20 protein-coding genes are annotated in these 22,369 nt (G+C 71.0%); 6 read left to right on the forward strand and 14 right to left on the reverse strand.

Annotated elements, in window-relative coordinates:
• Window positions 1-33 precede the first annotated feature (33 nt).
• From ACWDRB_RS09245 to ACWDRB_RS09255, 3 genes are all read left to right on the forward strand, one after another.
• Entirely contained in the window at window positions 34-726 is a 693-nt protein-coding gene (locus ACWDRB_RS09245; protein WP_449892591.1) for a response regulator, read from the forward strand.
• A 42-nt stretch (window positions 727-768) separates the two neighbouring features.
• Window positions 769-1,482: an FkbM family methyltransferase gene (locus tag ACWDRB_RS09250; protein ID WP_449892592.1), complete on the forward strand. Its 714-nt coding sequence runs from the start codon at window positions 769-771 to the stop codon at window positions 1,480-1,482.
• 173 nt (window positions 1,483-1,655) lie between these two features.
• The gene (locus ACWDRB_RS09255) at window positions 1,656-1,904 is read left to right on the forward strand and encodes a hypothetical protein (protein WP_355195657.1); all 249 of its coding nucleotides are present in this window, start codon (window positions 1,656-1,658) and stop codon (window positions 1,902-1,904) included.
• On the opposite strand, the gene ACWDRB_RS09260 is transcribed toward ACWDRB_RS09255, so the two are convergent.
• The 5 genes from ACWDRB_RS09260 to ACWDRB_RS09280 are packed head-to-tail and all read right to left on the reverse strand — an operon-like array spanning window position 1,877 to window position 9,657.
• A complete protein-coding gene (locus ACWDRB_RS09260) occupies window positions 1,877-3,196 on the reverse strand; it encodes a hypothetical protein (RefSeq protein WP_449892593.1) in 1,320 nt (439 codons plus the stop codon). The two genes, ACWDRB_RS09255 and ACWDRB_RS09260, sit on opposite strands and share 28 nt — an antisense overlap.
• 47 nt (window positions 3,197-3,243) lie before the next feature.
• Window positions 3,244-6,636, reverse strand: a complete 3,393-nt coding sequence (locus ACWDRB_RS09265) for a hypothetical protein (protein ID WP_449892595.1) — start codon at window positions 6,634-6,636, stop codon at window positions 3,244-3,246.
• Window positions 6,633-7,445: a carbohydrate ABC transporter permease gene (locus ACWDRB_RS09270; RefSeq protein ID WP_449892596.1), complete on the reverse strand. Its 813-nt coding sequence runs from the start codon at window positions 7,443-7,445 to the stop codon at window positions 6,633-6,635. The genes ACWDRB_RS09265 and ACWDRB_RS09270 overlap by 4 nt, the downstream gene beginning before the upstream one ends.
• On the reverse strand, window positions 7,442-8,353 hold the full coding sequence (locus ACWDRB_RS09275; RefSeq protein ID WP_449892597.1) for a carbohydrate ABC transporter permease: 912 nt from the start codon (window positions 8,351-8,353) through the stop codon (window positions 7,442-7,444). The genes ACWDRB_RS09270 and ACWDRB_RS09275 overlap by 4 nt, the downstream gene beginning before the upstream one ends.
• The gene (locus tag ACWDRB_RS09280) at window positions 8,350-9,657 is read right to left on the reverse strand and encodes an extracellular solute-binding protein (protein ID WP_350727692.1); all 1,308 of its coding nucleotides are present in this window, start codon (window positions 9,655-9,657) and stop codon (window positions 8,350-8,352) included. Before ACWDRB_RS09280 ends, ACWDRB_RS09275 begins: the two co-directional genes overlap by 4 nt.
• 172 nt (window positions 9,658-9,829) lie before the next feature.
• Here ACWDRB_RS09280 and ACWDRB_RS09285 point away from each other — a divergent pair, with 172 nt between their 5' ends.
• The 3 genes from ACWDRB_RS09285 (at window position 9,830) to ACWDRB_RS09295 (ending at window position 13,180) form a co-directional block, all read left to right on the forward strand.
• Window positions 9,830-10,615 (forward strand): DeoR/GlpR family DNA-binding transcription regulator, encoded by a 786-nt coding sequence (locus ACWDRB_RS09285; RefSeq protein WP_350727691.1) that lies wholly within the window; start codon window positions 9,830-9,832, stop codon window positions 10,613-10,615.
• Between the two features lie 93 nt (window positions 10,616-10,708).
• Window positions 10,709-12,265, forward strand: a complete 1,557-nt coding sequence (locus ACWDRB_RS09290; RefSeq protein WP_449892598.1) for an alkaline phosphatase D family protein — start codon at window positions 10,709-10,711, stop codon at window positions 12,263-12,265.
• Window positions 12,266-12,280: 15 nt separating this feature from the next.
• Window positions 12,281-13,180: a discoidin domain-containing protein gene (locus ACWDRB_RS09295; RefSeq protein WP_449892599.1), complete on the forward strand. Its 900-nt coding sequence runs from the start codon at window positions 12,281-12,283 to the stop codon at window positions 13,178-13,180.
• Between the two features lie 43 nt (window positions 13,181-13,223).
• Here the strand turns inward: ACWDRB_RS09295 and ACWDRB_RS09300 are convergent, their stop codons facing one another.
• The 9 genes from ACWDRB_RS09300 to ACWDRB_RS09340 are packed head-to-tail and all read right to left on the reverse strand — an operon-like array spanning window position 13,224 to window position 22,166.
• Complete coding sequence (locus ACWDRB_RS09300; RefSeq protein ID WP_449892600.1) at window positions 13,224-13,949, reverse strand: SDR family NAD(P)-dependent oxidoreductase; 726 nt, start codon at window positions 13,947-13,949, stop codon at window positions 13,224-13,226.
• Window position 13,950: 1 nt separating this feature from the next.
• Entirely contained in the window at window positions 13,951-15,186 is a 1,236-nt protein-coding gene (locus ACWDRB_RS09305; protein WP_449892601.1) for a sialidase family protein, read from the reverse strand.
• On the reverse strand, window positions 15,183-15,965 hold the full coding sequence (locus ACWDRB_RS09310) for an HpcH/HpaI aldolase family protein (protein WP_449892603.1): 783 nt from the start codon (window positions 15,963-15,965) through the stop codon (window positions 15,183-15,185). Before ACWDRB_RS09310 ends, ACWDRB_RS09305 begins: the two co-directional genes overlap by 4 nt.
• A gap of 28 nt (window positions 15,966-15,993) precedes the next feature.
• Window positions 15,994-16,995, reverse strand: a complete 1,002-nt coding sequence (locus ACWDRB_RS09315; protein WP_449892604.1) for an aldo/keto reductase — start codon at window positions 16,993-16,995, stop codon at window positions 15,994-15,996.
• Window positions 16,992-17,867 carry an ATP-binding cassette domain-containing protein gene (locus ACWDRB_RS09320; RefSeq protein ID WP_449892605.1) on the reverse strand — a complete coding sequence of 292 codons (876 nt, stop codon included), beginning with the start codon at window positions 17,865-17,867 and terminating at the stop codon, window positions 16,992-16,994. Before ACWDRB_RS09320 ends, ACWDRB_RS09315 begins: the two co-directional genes overlap by 4 nt.
• A complete protein-coding gene (locus ACWDRB_RS09325; protein WP_449892606.1) occupies window positions 17,864-18,760 on the reverse strand; it encodes an ABC transporter ATP-binding protein in 897 nt (298 codons plus the stop codon). Before ACWDRB_RS09325 ends, ACWDRB_RS09320 begins: the two co-directional genes overlap by 4 nt.
• Entirely contained in the window at window positions 18,757-19,704 is a 948-nt protein-coding gene (locus tag ACWDRB_RS09330) for an ABC transporter permease (protein ID WP_449892607.1), read from the reverse strand. Before ACWDRB_RS09330 ends, ACWDRB_RS09325 begins: the two co-directional genes overlap by 4 nt.
• The gene (locus tag ACWDRB_RS09335) at window positions 19,701-20,636 is read right to left on the reverse strand and encodes an ABC transporter permease (RefSeq protein WP_363974798.1); all 936 of its coding nucleotides are present in this window, start codon (window positions 20,634-20,636) and stop codon (window positions 19,701-19,703) included. Before ACWDRB_RS09335 ends, ACWDRB_RS09330 begins: the two co-directional genes overlap by 4 nt.
• Window positions 20,637-20,639: 3 nt before the next feature.
• A complete protein-coding gene (locus ACWDRB_RS09340) occupies window positions 20,640-22,166 on the reverse strand; it encodes an ABC transporter substrate-binding protein (RefSeq protein ID WP_350727680.1) in 1,527 nt (508 codons plus the stop codon).
• Between the last annotated feature and the right edge of the window lie 203 nt (window positions 22,167-22,369).

Genomic DNA, 22,369 nt, shown 5'->3' on the forward strand with positions numbered 1-22,369 from the left:
AACGTTCCGCGACGTCGCCGAAGGAGGCGCTGGATGATCACGGTGCTGGTCGCCGACGACCAGGCGATGATCAGGGCCGGATTCGCGGCCCTGATCTCCGCGCAGCCCGACCTGCAGGTGGTGGGAGAGGCCGCGGACGGCCTGGAGGCGGTGACGGCGGCGCGCGATCTGCGACCGGACGTCGTGCTCATGGACGTGCGCATGCCCCACCTCGACGGTCTGGAGGCCACCCGGCGCATCGCCGGAGCGGGCGGCTCGAAGGTGCTCATCCTCACCACCTTCGACATCGACGACTACGTCTACGCCGCGCTGCGTGGCGGGGCCAGCGGCTTCCTGCTCAAGGACGCGCCGCCGGCCGACCTCATCACCGCCGTACGCGTGATCGCCGCCGGCGAGGCGCTGCTCGCGCCGTCCGTCACCCGCAGGCTCATCGAGGAGTTCGCGACCCGGCAGCCCGTCGACGAGCGGCAGGCCCTGCGGCTGAACGCGCTGACCCCGCGGGAGCTGGACGTGCTCAGGCTCGTGGCGGCCGGGCTGGCCAACGCCGAGATCGCCGGAGAGCTGACGATCGCGGAGGAGACCGTGAAGTCACACGTCGGCCGGATCTTCACCAAACTGGGCCTGCGCGATCGGGCACAGGCGGTGATGCTCGCCTACGAGAGCGGTCTGGTCGTACCCGGCAATCCCTCTCCAGCGGCACGCCGCGGCCCGCGACTGCGCTCCTGAGAGGGATCCGCCGCTCCCCACCCCGTCTCTACCGTCACCGGCATGATGAGAGTGGAAGCCGTGGCCGCGATGCTGCGGGCGGGGGCGGCGGTGTCGCTCAGCGAGCCGGAACTGCGGGGCCTGGCCGAGTTCGTCCGGCCGGGCGCGGTCTGCTTCGACATCGGGGCCGCCTACGGGATGTACACCTACCCGCTGGCCAGGCTCGCCGGGCCGGCCGGGCAGGTGCACAGCTTCGAGCCGCTGCCGGTGCCGTACCGGATCCTGGAGGCCGGGCGGCGGGCGAGCGGGGCCCGCAACGTGCGGGTGACCAACGCCGCGCTGAGCTCGTCCACCGGATACCGGCGGCTGCGGCTGCCATACCGGTTCGGCCTGCCCGTCCACGGCTGGGCGCACCTGGAGGAGGGGTTGAAGCATCCCGGCCCCTTCGCCGCCACCAGGACGCTCGAGGTCCCCGTGTACACCGTGGACCGCGTGTGCGAGCTACGGGAGATCCCCCGCGTCGACTTCATCAAGATGGACGTCGAGGGGTGCGAGACGGAGGTGCTGAAGGGCGCGGAGCGGACCATCGAGCAGCACCGGCCCGCTCTGCTGCTGGAGATCGAGGACCGCCACCTCGGCAGGTACGGCAGGGACGCCGCCGAGGTGGCGGGCTCACTGATCGCGCGCGGCTACCGCATGCACGTCTGGCACCGGGGCCGCTGGAACCGGGCGGACCGGGTGAGCACGCACCGGCGCAACTACCTGTTCGCCCGCTGAGCCGCTTCGGGTCGCGCGCCGGGTGCGAGGCCGCCGGACGCCCGCTGAAAATTTCACCGCGGCGACGGGCGTTCGCGCTGGTCGCCGGAAGGGCGGGGGCGGCGCCGTTGCGGCGGCGGATCACCGCGTCGTGCAATTTACGGTGATCCGCCCCCTTCGAGATGGGAGACCTGGTGCGTCACCGACTCGCCGCCCTGTCACTGCTCGCCGCCACCGCCCTGGTGCCCGCCGTGGCCGTGGCCGCACCCGCGCACGCGGACCTGACCCTGCAGAAGGTCTACTCGAGCCTGCCCTACGACATCTGCATCTCGTTCGGCCAGTCCGGCCAGCAGAACGGCCGGTGGAGCACCTGGTGGTGCAGCACCACCCAGCCGCAGAACCCGCAATATCCCACCTACGACCTGTGGGCGTACGTGAACTGAGGCCGAGCGTCCAGGACCGTGCCGTTCCAGACCAGAGCCGGCGGCTCGGGGGACGAGGGGCGCAGCCAGGCCACCTCCACCCCCGTGCCGACCAGCTCGAAGACGTGGGCGTCCGGGCGCTCCGGCACCTCCACGCGGCGCACGTCCGTCGCGCCCGCCAGCCGCGACGACAGCTCGGCGAACGCGTCCGCGCCGGGATGCCGCATGGACATGGTGCCGCCCTCGAAGGCCATGAGCTGGAACTTGGAGAACATCAGCTGGAGGAGGTTGTACGGATCGGGCGGCGCCGGCATGTCGGGGCCGAGCTGCCAGCAGACGGTCAGCCGGAGGCCGGACGACAGGGCCAGCAGGTTCCTGATGAGGATGTCGTCGGCGTTGATCCGGTGCCGCTCGGCCTCCAGCTCCGGCGGGCAGCCGGTCATGAACATCTGGAGCGTGGGCGGCAGCTCCGCCATCCGGTCGTAGAGCCGTTTCATGGCGGCGCGCACCGGTTCGGTGGTGAGCCGCCCTTCGTGGAGGTCCTCGACGGTCAGGCGGTACCACGGCTGCATGCCCCCGGCCTCGATCACCTCCGCCAGGTGCTCGAACACCTCGGGGTACTGCGTCGGCACCGGCCCGTTGTACTCGCCGGCCACGATCGGCTTGTCCCCCACGGCCGCGCGCACGTCCTCGATCGCGCGGGGGATCAGGTACGGGTCCCCGTACAGGTGGACGTCGAAGACGTCGTAGACGTCCCGGCCCTCCTCGATGACCTGGAGGAAGAAGTCCCGTTCGTCGTCGGGCTCGTCCGACGCGGAGAAGACGCCGGGCGGGCAGCCGCCCAGCACCACGGCGGCGTCCGGGTCGGCGCTCTTGACCGCCTGGTGGAAGGCGGCGAGGTGGGCCACGTAGTCGGCGGCCGTGCCGGCCCAGAACAGGGGGATGCAGGGCTCGTTCTCACACTGCCAGTAGCGCACGCGGCCCCGGCAGTGCGTCACGAGGGCGCGCAGCGTGGCCGCGTAGGCGGCCGGGTCGAGCGGCGGCGAGGCGGGCAGCAGGTCGGTGGAGCGGGTCGAGCCCCACGGCGAGGCCGCGCCGAGCGTGAACCAGAGCTCGGTGTCGTCGTCGAACTGGTCGAGCACGGCGTCCACCGCCGACCAGTCGTGGCGGCCGGGCTCGGGTTCGAGCTGCGACCAGTAGAAGAACACGCGCACCAGCCCGGCGCCCAGCTCCCTGGCCTGCGGGGCGAACGTGTCGGGCTTTTCGACGAGGCCGTACTGGAGGCCTCGTACCACTCCGAGTCGGATGTCCATGACCTCACGGTCCCCGGCCGGCCTGGCAAAAGGCTGGCAGAACGCTGTCAGTCCGTACGCAGGCGGACGGGGCCGAACAGGCCGGTGCTGCGCTGGCCGGGGAAGACGAAGTGGGTGGGGCTGATCTCGTCCATGAACGGGCCGAGGGTGCCGAGGACCAGGATCTCGATCATGTTCTCGCCCTCCTCCAGCCGGACGTCGAAGGTGTAGGGGGAGCACACCCGGATCCCGCAGGGCCGGCCGTTCACGGTGACCTCGGCCGTGCCGCGCACCCTGCCGAGGTCGAGCGCGCCGGGCCCGGCGGCGGCGGTGATCGTGGTGCGGTAGCGGACGCCGCCGCTGTAGCCGGACAGGCCGCGTTCCTCCCAGTCGCCGAGCCGCATCCGGCCGGGGCCGCAGGTGAAGCGGACCGGGCCGGTGAGCGACCCGGTGACCTCCAGCTCCGTTCCGTGGATCCGTACGGGACCCGTCGCGTCCACCTCGATGCCGGTCACGCCGGGCGGCGGGTCCAGCAGGAGGCGGCCGGGGCCGGGGTGCCCGCCCGGGACCTGCCCGCCCGGGACCGCGAACCCGGCGGGCAGCGCGCTCGCGCGCCCGTCGAGCCAGCCCGCCTCGGGCAGTGGATGCGGCCGGGGCCGCAGGTGGAGCGCGGCGGGGTCGCCCTGCTGGCGCCGCCGTACGCGGGGCCGCGACGGCCAGCCGGGACCGGAGACCGCGAGCCCGTCCACCAGCACCCAGCCGTCCGACTCCACGCTGATCGTGTTGCCGCCCGGCCGGAGCAGGCCGGACACGTCGTAGCGGCGCACCCGGGGGATGTCCGCCTCCTCGTACGGGTCGAACCCGCCCTGCCTGCCCGCTTCCGCCCCGTTCACCAGCACCCGGCAGTACGCGGTCGAGGCCACCTGCAGCAGCTCGTACGGCGGTGCGCCGACGTGCACGGTGGTCTCCATGGCCCCGCCGATCCACTCGGGCAGGGCGGCGTCGCGGGGGTCGGCGACCAGGCAGGCGTACGCCCGCAGGTCGAGCTCCTCGTCGGGGACGAACCGCAGCTCCAGGAGGTAGGTGCCGGGCGCGAGCGGCGCACGCGAGACCGCCGCGTATCCGGAGTCGTCCAGCGGCAGCTCCTCGCCGTCCAGCCAGGCGGTCTTGGCCGCGCCCGCCCCGATCGCCAGCCGGCCGCCCTCGGGCATGTCGGCGGGCATGTCGGCGGGCACGGTGAGCAGGCTGCGGAAGCGGGCCTCCTCCCCCGCCCCGACCGTCCCGAACGCCAGGAACTCCACGGGCACGTGCCCCTTGGGGCCGAGGGTCTCCCGGTGGATCGGGTCCTTGCGCAGCCCGCGCGACGGCGACCACACCGACGGCGTCCACGGCCCGGCCCCGACCCGCTGCTCGCCCCTGGGCTCGAACGTGACGTGCACCGGCTCGCCGTCCGGCGTGCGCAGCGTCCAGCGTTCGACGACGGCGCGGCTGCCGAAGTCCGACCAGGTGTCGTCCAGCGTCGGCACGAGCTCGACGTCCCACTCCTCGCCCAGCTCCACCTCATGCGGGAAGCTCGGGCGCGGTTCCGGGACCCGGGAGGTCCCGTCGAAGATCAGCAGCGCGGCGGGCCCGTCGTCGAAAGGCACGACGACCTCCAGCGCATCCCCGTCCGTGGTGCACGGCAGCGCCCGGGGCTCCCCGCCGAACGGGCTCGCCAGCAGCGGCGTCCCGGAGACGCCCCGCACCTTCACCCGCATCTCGCGGGCGTACCGGGACGGGTCGAAGTCGATGGCGGCGTCCAGCCAGCCCAGTTCGACGCCGCGCTCCTCGGGCCGTCCCACGCCGATCCTGCTGGCCATGGGGAACGCGGCGGTCAGGAACACCAGCGTGGTCTCGCCGATCTCGCGTACCAATGGAGGCACCGGCGCCTCGACCCGCCGTTCGAGCCCGGCCAGCGCCGCCCCGATCCCTTCGGCGCTCTCCACGGACACGGCCGGGAGCCCGTCGGGGACCGCCCCCACCGCGACCAGCAGCCCGCCGCCGGCGGCGAACTCCTTCAGCCGCGCGGCCACGTCCTCGTCGAGCACGGTCACGGCGGGCAGCACGACGGCCCGGTACGCCTCGGTGGAGACGGCCAGCCGCCCGTCGCGCACGTCCGCGCGCCGCACCGAGTCCTCGTCGATCACGTCGGCGTCGAGGCCGAGCCGGTCGAGCGCCCCCGGCACGGTCGCGAACCAGGCCATGTCGCCCACGAGCTCCCGGTAGACCTCCTGCGCCCGCGCGGCCTGCGCGCCGACGCCGTCCAGCCGGGTTCCGGCCTGCGACGTCGCGGTGGGCAGGAGCACCGCGACGTCGCAGGCGTGGCGGCCCAGGGACAGGGCCGCGCACAGGCGGGTCACCGCGTCCGCGAAGACCCGGTGGTGCCGCCAGTAGGGTTGGCGCCAGTCGGTGGACGGCGGCGCCCACTCCCACCAGCCGCGCCGGGTCGTGTAGTAGACGGCGTGCGGGTTGTAAAGGTTGGCACCGGCGCGCAACCAGGGCAGCAGCCAGTCGAAGGTCTCCTCCAGGGTGCCGCCCCAGCCGCTGGAGTGGAACGCCTCGATCCAGGTGCGCGGCCGGCCGTACAGGTGGGCGAGGGAGGAGTGCAGGCGCGCGTCGCCGTGGTGGTCGGAGCCGGGCGCGCCGAACCAGCGATGAGTGCGCGCGTAGTCGGCGTAGAGCCGGACCCCGTCCACGGGATGCCCGGCGCGGGCCGGGTCCTGCTGGTCGCAGCCGTTGAGCAGGCCGTGGCGCTCGTGCCAGGCGGCCAGCGGCCGGAAGAACGCCTCCTCGGCCAGCTCGGCCCGGGTCTGCTGGTAGGCGTGCCAGTCGGGCGCGTCGAGGGTGAAGGGCCGGCCGCGCCGGGCCGCGTACTCCTCGGCGAACGTCGCCGACCAGGTGGGCACGGTCGGCAGCTCGTCCTGGAACGACCCGGCGATCACCGTGCCGAACCAGTGGCCGACCCGCCGCTCGAACTCGCCGTGCACCCGGTCGAGCAGCACCGCGCACGCCTCGCGGGACAGGTAGTCGAAGCCGCGCGTCGAGACCGTCCCGTCGGGGGCCAGCCACTGCCCGGCGAACTCCGGGCGTTCCTGGACGAGACGGGCCTGCAGGTCGGCGCCGGAGAAGCCGAGCTGGTCGTAGAACCACAGGTACGCGCCCAGCTCGCAGGCGTCGGCGCAGACGCCGTCCAGCAGCTCCCACCACGCCTCCGACAGGAACGGCGGGTCGTCGGCGTCGGAGCCGAACAGCGGCCCCGACGGCGCCAGGTTGAGGATGACGAGGTTGCGCACTCCCCCGGCGACGAGCCGCTCCATCTGCCAGCGCAGCCGGTCGCGGCGCAGCGGCTCGCCGCTCCACCACCAGATGGCCGCCGGGGAGAACTCCCGTGGCGGCTCGCGGAGCACGTCGAGAACGGTCATCCCTTGAGCCCGCTGGAGAAGCCCTTGATGACGTAGCGCTGCAGCACCAGGAAGACCGCCACGATCGGCAGCGCCCCCAGGACGAGCCCGGCGAAGACGAGGCCGTGGTCGGAGACGTACTGGCCGACGAAGGCGAAGACGCTGACCGGGACCGTCTCGAACCCGGAGCCGCCCAGGTAGAGCAGCGGGGTGAAGAAGTCGTTCCAGATGAAGACGGCGTTGAGGATCAGCACGGTGCCGGTGATGGGCCGCAGCAGCGGGAAGACCACCCGGGTGAACGCCGTCAGGTGGGAGGCGCCGTCGATCTGGGCGGCGCTGGCGTACTCGCGGGGCAGCGCGCGGATGAAGCCGGTGTAGAGGAAGACCGTGAAGGGCAGCTGGATGCCGGTGTAGAAGAGGATCATCCCGGCGTGCGTGCCGATCAGCCCCAGGTCGGTCACCAGCTCGTAGAGCGGGATCATGCCGAGCTGGAACGGCAGCACGATGCCCAGCAGGAAGAGGATGTACAGGCCGTAGCCGAGCCTGCTGTGCACGCGGGCCAGGAAGTAGGAGGCGAACGAGCCGAGCGCGATCAGCAGGACCAGGCTGGCCACGGTGATCACCGTGCTGTTGACCAGCGACGGGCCGAGCGCGGCGGCCGACCACGCCTTGCCGAAGTTGTCCAGCGTGGGCGGGTCGGGCAGCGCCAGCGGCGTCTGGGAGATCTGCGCCGGGTCCTTCAGCGACAGCGAGATCAGCGTGTAGACGGGGAACAGGAACGCCACCGCCGCCGCGATCATCACGATCTCCAGCAGGAACGTCCTTCTCATGCGGACACCTCCCGGTTGCGCAGGTAGTAGACCTGGACGAGGGAGACGGCCGCCACGAACAGGGCGAGCACCAGCGCGATCGCGGTGCTGTAGCCGAACTTGCCGAACACGAACGCCTGCTTGTAGAGCACCGTGGACAGGGTCTCCGTGGCGTAGCCTGGGCCGCCGTTGGTGGCGGCGAAGATCTGGTCGAAGAGCTTGAGCCCGCCGATCGTGGAGAGCATGAGGTTGATCGTCACGGCGGGGGCCAGCAGCGGCCAGGTGACGTAGCGGAAGCGCTGGAAGGTGCCCGCCCCGTCGATCATGGCCGCCTCGTGCAGCTCCTTCGGCACGCCTTCGAGCCCGGCCAGGAAGATGACCATGGAGTATCCGGCGTACTGCCACACGACCATGCCGGCGATCGACCACAGCGCCACCGACGGGTCGCCCAGCCAGTCCACGCTCAGGCCGAGCAGCCCGTTCAGGCCCGCCGACGGGTCGGGGTTGTAGACGTACTTCCACAGGAACGCCACCATGACCGGGCTGACGACCACGGGCGCGAAGAAGATCACCCGTAGGAGCGCCCGGCTCTTCAGCTTCGCGTTGACGCCCAGGGCCAGCAGCAGGCCGAGCCCGTTCTGGACGGCCACGATGGCCACGGTGAGCAGCAGCGTGTTGCCGATCGAGCCCATGGCCTGCTCGTCGCCCAGGAGCGCGCCGAAGTTGGCCAGGCCGACGAAGGACATGTCCTGGCCGATGCCGCTCCAGTCCGTGAAGGCGTACACCACGCCGGCCGCGGCCGGGTAGAGCACGACCAGCGCGTAGACGACGAGGGCGGGCGCGGCGAACAGCCAGGACGGCGAGTTGGCGCTGAAGCGCCGCCTGCGCCGCGAGACGGCCGAGCGCCGCTGGACAGTCAGGGAAGTCACTTCTTGTACGCCTCGTCCATCTTCTTCAGTGCCTCGTCGATGGTCGACTTGCCGGCCAGCAGCTCCTGGATCACCGCGAAGTGCACCGGCTGCACCTCGGCGTTGGGCCAGCGCTGGTCCATGAACGGCACCGCCCGGTCCTTGGTGAACGGCAGGAACGACTGGACGGCCGGGTCGATGGTCGAGGAGGAGTCCTGGGTGAGCGGGATGGCGGCGATGGCCTTGGCCCAGGCGTTGATGCTCTCCTGCTTGCCGAGGAAGTCGATGAACGCCTTGGCCTCCTCGACGTGCTGGCCCTTGGCGCTGGCGCCGAGGCCGACGACCACGCCGGCGGGGATCCACACCTGGTTGGCGTCGTCCGCGCCCGGTACGGGGAACATCGACAGGTCGTCGGGCGAGGAGGCCGCCTTGCGGAAGTCGGGCAGCACGGCCGACACCTGGATCGCCATGCCGGCCTTGCCGGTGGCCACCATGGAGATCTGCTGCTCGAACGTGGTGCCGTTCGGCTTGTCGTTGAAGAAGCCGCGCTTCTGCAGCTCCAGGTACATCTCCATGGCCTGGCGCCAGCCCGACTGGGCGAAGGAGGTCTGCCCGGCGAGCTGCTTGTCGTCGAACGTCGGGTCCTTGGCGTAGACGGTGGAGGGCACCAGCGCGTACGTGATGAGCTGGGTGACCCACGGCGTCTGCGCGCCCAGCGCGATCGGCGTGATGCCGGCCTTCTTCAGCTTGTCGCAGACCGCGAGGAACTCCGTCCACGTGGTGGGCGGCGCTTCCACGCCGGCCTTCTCGAACGCCTTCTTGTTGTAGACGGCGCCGATGACCGACGAGCCGGCGGAGTAGATGTAGGTCTTGCCGTCGAGCTGGAAGGCGGGCTTGAACCCGGCGGGGATCGTCTGCGTCCACGCCTGGGAGGACAGGTCGGCCAGCAGCCCGGCCTTGGCGATCTGGCTCATGGACATCGCGCTGCCGTTGCCCGGGTAGACCACGTGCAGGTCGGGGGCGTTGCCCGCGCCGAGCTGGGTGCGGACCGAGGTCTGCACCTGGTCGGTGGGGGCGAAGGAGGCGGTGAGCCGCACCTCCGGCTTCACCTTCTGGTAGGCGGCGAGCAGCGCGTCCATCGGCGCCTTCTGGTCGGCCACGCCGAGGAACTTCAGGTCGACCCCGGCGGCGGCGGTCCCTCCGCCCGTGGTGGCGGTGGTCTCGGGCTTGGTCGAGCAGGCGGTGGCGGCCGCGGCCACGGCGAGGCCACCCATCATGCGGAAGAACTGGACCCGGCTCAGTCGGGCGTCACGCAGATCGGTCATGTCATGTCTCCTCGCCCGGCACTGGGGGGGCCGATACGAACGTTTTAATGACGGGCCTGTTAAGTTAACAGCCGATTTTGTTAAAAATGAGGGATGTCGGGAGAGTACGAGTCGCCCGAGAAGAGTGTCAAGAGTAGGATCCGCAACCGTTCAGGCGAGGGTGAGGGCTCAGGTGAATTCGCGGCAGCACACCTCCGGCAAGTCCGCTCGGTGGCGGGACATGGCCGAGCACATCGTGCGGCGTGGCTCGGCCACGGTGACGGAGCTCGCGGAGAGCTTCGACGTGAGCGTGATGACCGTGCACCGCGACCTCGACGAACTGGAGCGCCAGGGCATGGTGCGCAAGGTTCGCGGCGGCGCCACCGCCCAGGCCTCCAACGTCTGGGAGAGCAACATCGCCTACCGGCTCACGGCGCACACCGCGGAGAAGGACGCGATCGCCAGGGTGGTGGCCGGGCTCATCGAGCCGGGCAGCTCCGTGATGCTCGACGACTCCACGACGGCCCTGGCCGTGGCCCGCCACCTGGGCGAGCTCGCGCCGCTGACCGTGCTGACGAACTTCCTCGAGGCGATCAGGCTGCTCGCGGCCACCCCCGACATCCGGCTCATCGCGCTCGGCGGTGAGTACCATGCCACACACGACTCTTTCCTCGGACTGGGCTGCGTGGACGCGGTCGAGGCGGTCAGCACGGACGTGGTCGTGGTCTCCACCTCCGCGGTCTCCGACCAGTACGCCTTCCACCAGGAGCAGGAGATCGTGCTGGTCAAGCGGGCGATGCTGGGCTCGGGCACCCGCCGGATCCTGGCCGTGGACGGCTCGAAGCTGGCCAGGGTGGCGCTGCACCGGGTCGCGCCGCTCGACGACTTCGACGTCATCGTGGTCGACGCCAACGCCCCCGCCGAGATGCTGCAGCGCCTGCGCGACCGGCACCGGCGGGTGGAGGTCGCCCAGTTGTAACACGTTTGTGTGTGATTTTTAACTTCAGTCTTGTTACAAGCTTGCCTGCTTGCTACAAAGTGAGGGCTTTCGCCCCCCATCTGAGGAAGCAGCATGCACACGCGCCGTTCGTTCCTCGGTCTGAGCGCATTAGCCCTGGCGTTCAGCACCGACCTCGCCGACCCGTGGACCGCAGCCGCCACGGTGAGCGGCGACTACCCCTTCCAGCTCGGCGTCGCCTCCGGCGATCCGCTGCCCGACCGGGTGATCCTCTGGACCCGGCTGGCGGTCAGGCCGCTCGAACCGCTGGGCGGGCTGCCGTACAACAAGATCAAGGTCGAGTGGGAGATCGCCGAGGACGAGGCGTTCACCCGGCGCGCGGGGTACGGCTCCACGTGGGCCACCCCCGAGTACGGCCACTCGGTCCACGTGGACGCGAAGGGGCTGCGCCCCGGCCGCGACTACTTCTACCGCTTCCGCACCGGCGGCGAGCTCAGCCCGGTCGGCAGGACCAGGACGGCGCCCGCGCCGCGCAGCAGCCCCGAGTCGCTGCATCTGGCCTTCGCCTCGTGCGCGTCGTGGCAGGACGGCTACTACGCCGCCTACCGCCACCTCGCCGAGGAGCGTCCCGACGTCGTCTTCCACCTTGGGGACTACATCTACGAGTACGGCATCGTGCCTTCCGGCGGGAACCGCAACACGCCGGTGCCCGAGCAGTTCCGGGTGCAGTGCGACACGCTCGACCGCTACCGCGTCCAGTACGGCCTCTACAAGAGCGACCCCGACCTGCAGGCCGCGCACCAGGCGGCGCCGTGGGTCGTCACCTGGGACGACCACGAGGTGCTCGACAACTGGGCGGGCCGCTTCGGCCCCGGCGGCGAGGTGTCCGAGCAGGACTACCTGGTGATCCGCGCCAACGCCTTCCGCGCGTACTGGGAGAACATGCCCATCAGGGTGCCCGCCGTGCAGGGGCCCGACGCCCGGATCTACCGCAGGTTCTCCTTCGGCGACCTGGCCGAGTTCAACGTGCTGGACACCCGCCAGTACCGCGACGACCAGGTCTGCGGCGACGGGCAGCAGATCGACTGCGCCGAGCGGCTCGACCCGGCCCGCCAGATGCTCGGGGCCGAGCAGGAGAAGTGGCTGCTCGACGGCCTGGGCGGGTCCCGCGCCAAGTGGAACGTGCTGGCCCAGCAGATCGCCATGATCCAGCTCGACTACGACGCCGGGCCCGCGCAGAAGCTCAGCATGGATCTCTGGGACGGCTACAAGGCCGCCAAGGACCGCGTGCTGAACGGCATGGTGGAGCGGCAGGTCAGCAACCCCGTCGTGCTGACCGGCGACATCCACTACAACCTGGCCGGGGAGCTCAAGGCGAACTTCGACGACCCCTCCTCGCAGACTGTCGGCGTGGAGTTCGTCGGGACCTCCGTCAGCAGCGGCGGCAACGGCAACCCGAACACCGGCCTGCCGGCCGGCGGCACCGACCCGGTCAACCCGCATCTCCGCTTCTCCAGCTACCAGCGCGGCTACGTCTCCTGCGAGGTCACCAGGAGCCAGTGGCGGGCGGACTTCAAGGTGGTGCCGTACGTGGACCGGCCCGGCGCGCCGGTCTCCACCAGGGCCAGCCTCGTGACCCTCGACGGCGTGCCCGGCCTGCACGCGCTCTGACAGGAAGGACCGATCATGCGACTCCTCACCGCCGCGCTGGCCGCCACCGCCGTCGTCCTGACCGCCCCGGCCGCCGCCTATGCACAGGATCCCTCCGAGCCCCCGTCGAACCCGTCGCTCACCGTCAAATCGGGCGCCTCCAAGGGCACCGGCAGGCTGACCCCCATCGCGGGCGCCGACCGGGTCGTGGCCCCGCTCGGCGTGGACCCGGCCTGCCCGGCCAAGCTCGAGATCGGCATGCGCAGCGACGCCAGGAAGCCGTTGTACGCGACCATGTCCGTCGAGGTGACAGCGCCGCTGTCCGCCTCCCGCTCGATGCTGACCAGCTACCTGCCGCCCGGCTACGAGCTCGGCGCGAAGCTGCTGATCGCCGTGCCGCCCGCCACGCCGCAGGGCGAGTACGCGCTGCGCCTGAAGACGCCGGACCGCACCCTGTCGGTCCCCGTCCAGGTCGTCACCCTGGACCAGCTCGACAACGGCGGCAATCTCGCCCTGCGCCGCCCCGTCACCGCCTCGTCCCAGCACACCAACGCGAACTACCCGCCGTGCAGCGTCGCCGACGGCGACGCCGGCTCGAACGGCTGGGCCGGGGGCAACGGCTGGAACGACGCCACGGCCAGGACCTGGCCGGACACGGTGTCGATCGCGCTGGGCGGCCCCAAGCAGATCTCCCGCGTCGACCTCTACACCCTGAACACCGAGCGCTACCCGTCCTCGAGCGTCGGGCTGCGCGACTGGGACGTCCAGGCGGGGCTGAACGGCCAGTGGCAGACGGTCGCGCAGGTCCGCGGCAACACCGCGGGCAGCGTGCGCTCGGACTTCGCCGCTGTGACGGCGGACGCGGTCCGCATCGTCGCCCTGGCCTCGAACGGCGCCAACGACTACACCCGCATCACGGAGGTGGAGGTCCGCTAGCCCAGGAGACGGAGCGGCTAGCCCAGGAGACGGAGCCGCCGGCTCACAGGGACGCGCCGCCGCACATCACCAGGTGCTGGCCGGTGACCGCGCCTCCTTCCGGGCCGAGGAGGAAGGCCGTCAGTCCCGCGACCTCCTCGGGTCTGATGAACCGGCCCAGCGGCGGAACCCGTGGCGGCGTGGCGGCACGTCCGGGATCCCGCAGCATGGGGGTGTCCGTCGGGCCGGGGGCGACCACGTTGACGGTGATGCCACGCGGGGCCAGTTCCATGGCCCAGGAACGGGACAAGCCCACGAGCGCGGCCTTGGTCGCCGCGTACTGGCTCTTGCCCACCGCGCCCGCCATCGTGCGGCTTCCGATCAGCACGACGCGGCCACCTGGGCGGATCGCGCCGGCGAGGGCGTTCACCAGAACGGTCGCGGCCTCGACGTGGACGCGCCACATGAGGGCGCCGTCCGGTGCCGAGAGGCGTCCGAGCGGTGCGGAGCGTTGCAGGCCCGCCGCGTGAACGACGGCGTCGACGGTGCCCACCGCGGCCGATGCGTCGGCCAACTGGTCGAGGTCGGTCAGGTCGGCCTGGATCCACGAGTAGGCCGGGCTGTCCTGGCGGTGCTCCGGAGGGCGGGTACGGCTCATCCCGGTGACTTTCCAGCCCTCGCGGAGCAGGCGCGCGGCGATGGCCTGGCCGATGCCGGAGCTGGCCCCGGTCACCACCGCGTGCTGCGGCTGCTCCGCGGTGTGGCGGTCTGGCGTGGTGTCCGTCGACACGTCAGACGCCCGCGGCGCGGGCGGCCCACTCGGGTCGTACCCGTACGTACTTGATGACGCGGCGGTGGTAGGTGAAGGCGATGTGCAGGTCGCCGTCGGCGGTTTCCTGGATGGACGGGTAGGAGTACTCCCGGTTGAGACCCTCGCGGGAGTTGTTGGTCAGGCAGTAGCCGTCGCCCACCTCCAGATCGCGGCGGATCGGCCACGTGCGCCCACCATCGTCGGACAGCGCGAGGGTCATGGGCGCGCGCGGAGCGCCCCAGAACGCGGTCCGCTCATCGCTCCCGGCGGGTGCCGGACTCGCCGGGGTCGCCGGACTCGCCGGGGTCTCGGCCAGGCCGTCGTCGTCGACCTCGTCGTACAGGGAGACTCTCCGCTCGGTGGCGTCGGCCGCGCTGCTGGCGTTGAACACCAGCGCGAGCCGGCCGTCACGCAGTATGACGTACTGGATGGAGGAGTTGTTGTTGGGCAGTTCGGTGGCGGCGGGAGCGCTCCAGGTCACGCCCTCGTCCTCCGACCGGCTGGCGTGGATCGAATCCGCCCAGCGGCTGCGGAACAGCGCGAGCAGCGTGCCGCCGGCCAGGAGGTGGACGTTCATGTGGACGCAGCCGGTGCTGTCGGGGACGAGCTGTTCGCGCCAGGTTCGTCCCTCGTCGTCGGAGATCATGAGGGAGCTGGTGTCACGGTCGCCGACCCAGCGCCTGCCCGGCGTGGTGACGCAGTTGAAGACGGGCAGGAGCCATCGGCCGGAGGGCAGCACGAGCACGGGCTGCCGGACGAAGACGCCGCCGCGGCTCGTGGCGGGGAAGAGGGTGTGCACAGGCCCCCAGGTCTGACCGTCGTCTCGGGAGATGCGACGGCGGACTTCGGCGGTGTCCTGGTTGCCGGCGTGCTGGGCGGTGTACAGCAGCCACAGCTCTCCGGCGGGCGTGGGGAACAGGACCGGGTTCTGCTCGGAACGGGTCATGTCGTCGGACAGCCGCGTGGGCGTGGACCAGGTGTCCGCGCCCTTCCGCAGCCGGGAGAACCAGATGGAGATGTCCGAGACGCCTTCCTGCGTGCCGCCGAACCACACGCACCCGAGGTCACCGTCGTGCAGCGACATGAGGTTGGCCGCGTGGTTCTGCACGGCGGGCGCGATCAGGTACGCGTCATGGCGGTCCGGATCGTCGTCGCGAACCCGGATCAGGCCGTCCATGGGCAGGTGATCGGGGACGGAGGTCGGGGACTGGCTCACTGTTCTCCTTGGCGAGACTGGGCTCGGGCGTCGGTCAGGTGGGACTTCGCGGCCTGTTCGAGGTGGACGAGGTCGCAGGCGATGGTGGCGAAGGTGTATCCCTCGGCCAGGCGCTTGGCGGCCGTCCCGCCGTCGGGGGTGTGAATGCCGGCGGCGATACCGGCGGACCTGGCGGCTTCACGCACCGTGACCAGCGCGTCCTCGAACTGGGAGGCGATCGCGGGGTCGCCGGGGAAGGCGCCGCCCAGGGCCAGGCACAGATCGGACGGGCCGACGTAGACGCCGTCCAGGTCGGGGGTGGCGCAGATCGCTTCGACGTTCGCCAGCCCCTGTGCCGTCTCGATCATGGCAAAGACCAGCACGGTGGCGTCGCTGTCCGCGGGGCGGGGTCCGATGCGGAGCGCGGAGCGCATCGGGCCGTACGAGCGGCGCCCTTTCGGTGGATAGCGGGTCGCGGAGACAGCGGCCGCGGCGTCCTCGGCGGTGTCGATGAGAGGCACGATGACGCCTGCGGCGCCCGCGTCGAGGGCACGGCCGATGGGGGCGGGGTTGTTCGCCTCGACTCTGACCAGGCCCGCGGACTCGCCGCCCGCGTCGATCGCGGTCAGGCCGCTCAGCAACCCCGAGTAGCCCAGCAGTCCGTGCTGGGCGTCCAGGCACACGTAGTCGTATCCGAGGCGCGCGATGCGCTCGGTGGACACGGGCGAATCGAGCACCGCCCAGTAGCCCAGTGCGGGTTGCCGGGCGCGGATCCTGGCGGTGAAGTCGGTGATGCTCACGGCTGGCCTTCTCCTCGGTGGTCGGCTCTCATCGGTTGTAGGCGGGCATGGGGCCGCGCAGCGCCGCGCCCACGCGGTCACAGGCTGCCACGACGTCCTCGGGAAGGGGTCCCGCCGCGGCGGTCGCGATGTTCGCGCGGAGGTGTTCGACCTTGGAACCGCCGAGCAGGAGGGCCCCCACGCCGTCGCGATGGAGCAGCCACCGCAGAGACAACTCGACGAGGGGGGTGCCCGACTGCGCGGCGATCTCACCGAGGGCGGTGACGGCCTCGAACAGCGCCGGGTTCCAGTACCGCTGCCGGTACATGGGGGCGAGCTTGGAGTCGCCGAAGCGGCCGGCGGAAGGGTCCTGCTCGAAGGTGTGCCGGCCGGTGAGCAGGCCCCCGCCGAGCGGGTTGTAGACCATGGTCGTCAGGCCGGTGCTCTGCGCGAACTCCAGGTATTCCTCCTCCACCCTGCGGGCCAGGAGGTTGTAGAGCTGCTGGGCGACGACCGGGCGCGGCGCGCCGACGGCGTCGGCGGTGTGGTTGAGCTCGGCGATCTGCCAGGCCGCGTAGTTGGAGACGCCGAGCGCGCCGATCTTGCCCTCGGCGACGAACTCGGCGACGGCGCCGAGCGTCTCGGCCGGCGGCGTGCGGCGGTCGGGCTGGTGCAGGTAGAACAGGTCGACGTGGTCGACCCGCAGGCGGCGCAGGCTGCCTTCGAGGCTCGCCCGCAACGCCTTGGCGGACAACGGCGCGTCATCGCCCGCGTCCGGATGGGGCATGCCGGCCTTGGTGGCGAGGACGACCCGGTCGCGCCGGGTGGCGAGCAGCGGTCCCAGGATGGACTCGGTCGCGCCGCCCGCGTAGACGTTCGCGGTGTCCACCCCGGTGATGCCGGCGTCGAGCGCCGCGTCCAGCATGCGCGCGGCCTCTTTCGCGTCGGCCGTGTCGCCGAACGTCATGGTGCCCAGCACCAGCCTGGACAGCCCGATGCGCGCCCCGGACGGTGTCGCTGCCGGTGTCGCCGCCGGTACAGAAGGTGTCATCGGTCGGTTCCTTGCTGAACGGGTGTCCCGGGGGACTGCTTGGTGGACTGCTGGGCGGACGGGGCCCGCACCAGATCGCGCGGCTTGCGCCCGCGTATGGCGGACGGGTCCAGCGCGGCCCTGCGGAGGGCGCGGGTGTAGGGGTGGGCCGGCGCGGCCAGCACCTTCCGGGTCGGGCCGGACTCGACCAGGCGCCCTTTGCTCATGACGATGATGTCCTCGCTGATCTCCCTGACCACACCGAGGTTGTGGGAGATCACGACATAGGTGAGACCGGTCTCGGCCTGGATCCTCATCAGCAGGGCGATGACCTGCGCCTGGACGGACACGTCCAGAGCGCTCGTCGCCTCGTCGCAGACCAGCAGATCGGGTTGGGAAGCCAGGGCTCTGGCGATGCCGATGCGCTGGCGCTGGCCGCCGGAGAACTCCGGCGGGCGGCGCTCGAGGGCCGTGGCGGGCAGGCCCACCTGGTCGATGAGCCTGGCCGCCTCCTTGGCCCGTGCGCGTCTGTCGCGCATTCCGCGCACCCGCAGCGGTTCCGCGACGATCTCCTCCGCCGACAGGTGCGGGTCGAGCGATCCGTACGGGTCCTGGAAGATCATTTGCACCCGGCTGCGCATCGGGCGCAGCTGTTTCTCGCTCAGCCCCGCGATGTCGGTGCCGCCCACCACGATGCGGCCCGCGGTGGGCTTGACCAGCCGTACGATCGACCGGGCGATCGTGGACTTGCCGCAGCCCGACTCCCCCACGATGGCCAGGGTGCCGCCCTGCCGGACGGTGAAGCTGACGTCGTCGACCGCGCGGAACAAGCCGTGCGCGACGGGATAGTCCACGACGAGGCCGTCGACCTCGAGGAACGCGTCATCGGTCATCGGGATTCTCCCAGTGCCACCGGGTCGGCGGGCGACCCGTCGTCGAGGGGCGCCTCCGGGGACTCACCGTCCTCGTCCCACGGGCCGAGCCGCGGGACCGCCGTCAGCAATTTCCTGGTGTACGGGTTGCCCGGCGCGTCGACGATCTGTTCGGCCTCGCCGGACTCGACGAATCGCCCGTCCTTCATGACATGGATGCGGTCGGAGACGAGCCGGGCCACGCCGATGTCGTGAGTGATCATGAGGATGCCGATGCCGGTGTTCTCCTGTACTTCGAGCAGCAGGTCGAGGATGCCTGCCTGGACGGTGACGTCCAGGGCGGAGGTCGGTTCGTCGGCGACGAGCAGCACGGGCGACCCGGCGAGCGCGAGCGCGATGAGCACGCGCTGCAGCATGCCGCCTGACAGCTGATGCGGATATTTGCGGAGCTGGGACTCCGGATCGGGGATGTGCATCTTGGCCAGCAGGTCGACGGATCGCGCGATGGTCTCCGACTTGGACAGGCCGCGGTGCCGCAGCCGAACGGCCTCACGGAGCTGCTGCCCGATGGTGTGGACGGGGCTGAGCGCCGTCATCGGATCCTGCGGGATGAGGGAGACGGTACGCCCGCGTACCTTGCGCACCGCGCGCGGGTCGGCGATGACGTCGACGCCCTGGAAGCGGGCTCTGCCGGACAGGACCGCCAGCTCCGGCGGGAGCAGCCGCAGGATGCCCATGGCCGTGGTGGACTTGCCGGATCCGGACTCACCGATGATCGTCACGGTTTCGCCCTGGCGGATGAGGAAGCTGACGCCGTCGACCGCGCGGACGATACCGGCTTCGGTGATCAGCTCGATCTGCAGGTCCTCGACCTCCAGCAGGGGACGATCAGCCTCGTCGAACTCGGCTGTCATGCCCGGCTCACCTTCCCTTTCCGCCTGCGTACGCGGTCCCGAAGCCCGTCTCCGAGCAGGTTGACGCCGACGACGAGCAGCACGATGACCAGTCCGGGCAGCGTGACCAGCCACCACGACGTCGTGATGTAGTCCTGGCCGTCGGAGATGATGCGGCCCCAGGTGGCGAACGGGCGCTGCGGACCGGCGCCCAGGTAGCTCAGCGCGCTCTCCAGCAGCACGGCCTGGGCCAGCAGCAGCAGGATCACGAGTGTGGCCTGCTTGACGACGTTGGGCAGCACGTGCCGGAGCAGGGTGGTGACGCGGCGCAGGCCGAGCACCCTGGCCGCGGCCACATAGGGTTTCTCCCGCTCGACGAGCACCAGGGAACGGGTCAGGCGGGCCACCTCCGGCCACTGCGCGATCGCGATCACGAAGGTGATGACCGGGATGGAGGGGCCGAAGAGCGCGACGACCAGCAGCAGCATCAACAGCAGAGGCAGCGAGAGCTGGGCTTCCAGCAGGCGGGAGACCACGGTGTCGACCCAGCCGCCGAAGAATCCGGCCGCGGCGCCGGCGATGAGGCCGATGATGCCGGACACGACGATGGCCAGCACCCCGACGGTGAGCGAGACCTGGCCTCCGTGCAGGACCCGGGAGAGAAGGTCCCTGCCGAGCTGGTCGGTTCCGAACAGGTGCCCGCCGGTCAGCGGTGGCAGGCGGCGCAGGCCTAGGCTCTGCTCGTCCGGCCCGGGGATCGGCAGCACGTTGGCCAGGACGACGGGCACGACGACCAGGGCCACGCACACCGAGCCGATCCACAGCTTCAGCCGCGCGCCCTTGCGGCGGCGGACCGCCGCGGATCGCGCGAGATCCTTGGCGGTCACCGCGCTGGGCCGCGCGGGGGGCTCCGGGACGTCCCGGCCCCTGAAGCCGTCGGCGGGGCCGGCCTCCATGGCGGTCATGAGGCCACCGCCTTCCCGAGTCGTACCCGCGGGTCGAGCAGCGGGTAGGCCAGATCGATGAGGAGTTGGACGGCCACCGTCAGGATGGCCGTGACCAGGACGGTCGCCTGGATCAGCGGATAGTCCCTGGTTTCCAGCGCGCGCACGACGAGCGATCCGACACCCGGCCAGGCGAAGACGACCTCGACCACCACCACGCCGTTGAGCATGGCGGCGAACCGGGTGCCGAGCGCGGTCACCACCGGGACGGCCGAGTTGCCCATGGCGTAGCGCCAGGTCAGGCCGCGCTCGGAGATGCCGCGGGAGCGGGCGATCGTCAGGTAGGGAGCCGCGAAGCCGGTCCCCATCTCCCGGCGCACCAAGCGGGAGATCAGCGCGATCTGCAGGATGCCGACCGTCACGGTCGGCAGCACCAGGCCGCCCCAGCTGGTGAAACCGGATGCCGGCAGCACGGGGACGAGCACCGCGAAGATGGTCAGGAGCATGATGCCGCTCCAGAACTCCGGCATCGACTGGCCGGCGATCATGGCCACGTTGGCCCCCAGCTCGCGGGCGGTGTCGGCGTGCCGCGCCATCCAGACGCCGAGCGGGATGGCCACGACCGCGGCGAACAGGATGGAGGACACCGCGAGCATGACGGTGTACGGCATCCGGCTGAGGACGACGTCCAGGGCGGGGGCCTGGAAGGAGAAGGACGTGCCGAGGTTGCCGCTGAACAGGTCACGAACGAAGATTCCGTACTGCTGTATCAGCGGTTTGTCCAGGCCGAACTGGACGCGGATGCGTTCGAGCTCCGCCGTGGTGGCCAGGGGGCTGGCGTAGGCGGCGGCCGGATCCCCTGGCGCCAGCCGTACGAGGACGAAGACTGTGGAGACGGTCAGGAAGATCGCCAGCAGGCTCTGCCCGACACGTTGGGCGACATATCGGACCACGAGTCATCCATTCAGCCGGACAGATGCCAGGTCGTAGGAGTTGGTGGGACTGAGCAGTACGTTCTGCACGCGCTTGCGCCGGGCGATGACGGTCTTGGGGACGAAGGCCCACATGCAGGGCCAGGTGTTCCAGATCTCCTTCTGGGCGGTGGCGAGCAGGGCGTCCCGGGCCGTCTTGTCGGTTTCCCGGGAGGCCTTCTGGAGCATTTCGGTGATCTTGGGGAACACGTAGCCGTGGTAGGTGTCCCGGGTGGCCTCCTTCTCCTTCGTGCCGGCGAACATGCCCTGCAGCGGAGTCAGCGCCAGCCCGGTCGGGCCGGGGTAGCCGTTGCCGAGGACGTCCCAGTCGCCGCCCCGGCCCTGCCGCCACTTGGAGATGTCGCCGCCCGGCTGGAACTGCTGGAGTTCGGCCTGCACGCCGACCGCCTTGAGCATCTCCACCACGGCCTCCATGACGCTCGTGTCGTTGGCGAACTCCCCGGTCTCCCAGATGATCTTGATCTTGAGATCCTTCACCCCGGCGGCCTCGAGCATCTGCTTGGCCTTCTGCGGGTCGTAGACGTACTCGCCGGTCTGCACCGCCCCGGTCAGGGTGTCGGCCACCACGCCCCGGGCCTGGGTCACCGAATCGGCGAAGACGTCCTTGATCAGGGAGGGGCCGTTGATGGCGTAGCTGAGCGCCTCGCGCACGCGCGCGTCGGCGAGGGGGTGCCCGGAGGGCTTGCGGAAGTTGTAGAAGAGCTGCGTGATGCGGGTGCTCGGCACCTGCTGGATCTCCACGTCGCCGAGACCGGAGAGCTGGCTGATCGCATCGGGGGAGATCGCGTCGATCACGTCGACCTCGCCGCTGCGCAGGGCGACGACGCGGTTGGCCTCCTCTGGGAGGAACCTGACCTGTACGGTCTTGATCCCGGGCGCGGGGCCCCAGTACTTGTCGTTGACCTGCAGCGTGTACTCGCCGGTGCCCCGGTTCGCGGAGGTGACGACGTAGGGGCCCGAGCCGATGCCGCCCTGGAGTTCCTCCGCCTTGTTCGCGGCGGCGGGGGTGATCAGGATGTTCGCCATCAGGTAGTCGAGGGTCGGCACCGGGTTCTCGGTCACGAGCTTGAAGGTGCTCGCGTCGACGGGGGTGACCGTCGGCCATTCGGGGAACAGGCCGGCCAGGAACGATCCGGGGACCTTCTGGTACATCTGCAGGGCCGTTGAGACGTCTTCGACCTTGACCGGGCTGCCGTCGGAGTAGCGGACGCCGTCCCGCAGCTTGACCGTCCACTCGGTGGGAGCCGTCAGCTCGAACCTCTCGGCCAGGACGTGCTGCACGGTGAGCTTCGGATCGATGAAGGTCAGCGCCTGGCGGACGCCGCGCTGGACGCTGACGGCGGCATCGAACTGGTTGAGCTTGTTGTCCAGCGACACGAGCGAGCGGTTGAGCGCCAGCGTGAGGCCAGGACCGGCGGTGGAACCGGCACCAGAGCCGGCGCCGGGGACGGGCCCCGGTCCCGCGCAGGCGGCGAGGGGACTCAACGTCATGGCCGCGCCGGTGAGAGCACCGAGACGGAGAAGACTTCGGCGGGAGTACTGGGGGCCGCTTCCGAGATGAGTCACTGGGCTTCTCGCTTTCTGGACCGTCCTCAGCGGTGCGCTTCTCAGCGGCCGCCTGCCAGGACCGGATGTTTCCCACGTCACAACGACGTTGCTGCACCATTACACGCATGCGCGCTTCGCGCAAGAGC

The organism is Nonomuraea sp. NPDC003707 (assembly GCF_053587055.1).

What these genes read in the sequence shown, in the direction of transcription:
- ACWDRB_RS09325 (WP_449892606.1), bottom strand. Translation starts at nt 18,760, where the DNA reads ATGACAGCCGAGTTCGACGAGGCTGATCGTCCCCTGCTGGAGGTCGAG.
- ACWDRB_RS09315 (WP_449892604.1), bottom strand. Translation starts at nt 16,995, where the DNA reads ATGACACCTTCTGTACCGGCGGCGACACCGGCAGCGACACCGTCCGGG.
- ACWDRB_RS09260 (WP_449892593.1), bottom strand. Translation starts at nt 3,196, where the DNA reads ATGGACATCCGACTCGGAGTGGTACGAGGCCTCCAGTACGGCCTCGTC.
- ACWDRB_RS09250 (WP_449892592.1), top strand. Translation starts at nt 769, where the DNA reads ATGATGAGAGTGGAAGCCGTGGCCGCGATGCTGCGGGCGGGGGCGGCG.
- ACWDRB_RS09295 (WP_449892599.1), top strand. Translation starts at nt 12,281, where the DNA reads ATGCGACTCCTCACCGCCGCGCTGGCCGCCACCGCCGTCGTCCTGACC.
- ACWDRB_RS09265 (WP_449892595.1), bottom strand. Translation starts at nt 6,636, where the DNA reads ATGACCGTTCTCGACGTGCTCCGCGAGCCGCCACGGGAGTTCTCCCCG.
- ACWDRB_RS09290 (WP_449892598.1), top strand. Translation starts at nt 10,709, where the DNA reads ATGCACACGCGCCGTTCGTTCCTCGGTCTGAGCGCATTAGCCCTGGCG.
- ACWDRB_RS09280 (WP_350727692.1), bottom strand. Translation starts at nt 9,657, where the DNA reads ATGACCGATCTGCGTGACGCCCGACTGAGCCGGGTCCAGTTCTTCCGC.
- ACWDRB_RS09245 (WP_449892591.1), top strand. Translation starts at nt 34, where the DNA reads ATGATCACGGTGCTGGTCGCCGACGACCAGGCGATGATCAGGGCCGGA.
- ACWDRB_RS09330 (WP_449892607.1), bottom strand. Translation starts at nt 19,704, where the DNA reads ATGACCGCCATGGAGGCCGGCCCCGCCGACGGCTTCAGGGGCCGGGAC.
- ACWDRB_RS09320 (WP_449892605.1), bottom strand. Translation starts at nt 17,867, where the DNA reads ATGACCGATGACGCGTTCCTCGAGGTCGACGGCCTCGTCGTGGACTAT.
- ACWDRB_RS09270 (WP_449892596.1), bottom strand. Translation starts at nt 7,445, where the DNA reads ATGAGAAGGACGTTCCTGCTGGAGATCGTGATGATCGCGGCGGCGGTG.
- ACWDRB_RS09340 (WP_350727680.1), bottom strand. Translation starts at nt 22,166, where the DNA reads ATGACGTTGAGTCCCCTCGCCGCCTGCGCGGGACCGGGGCCCGTCCCC.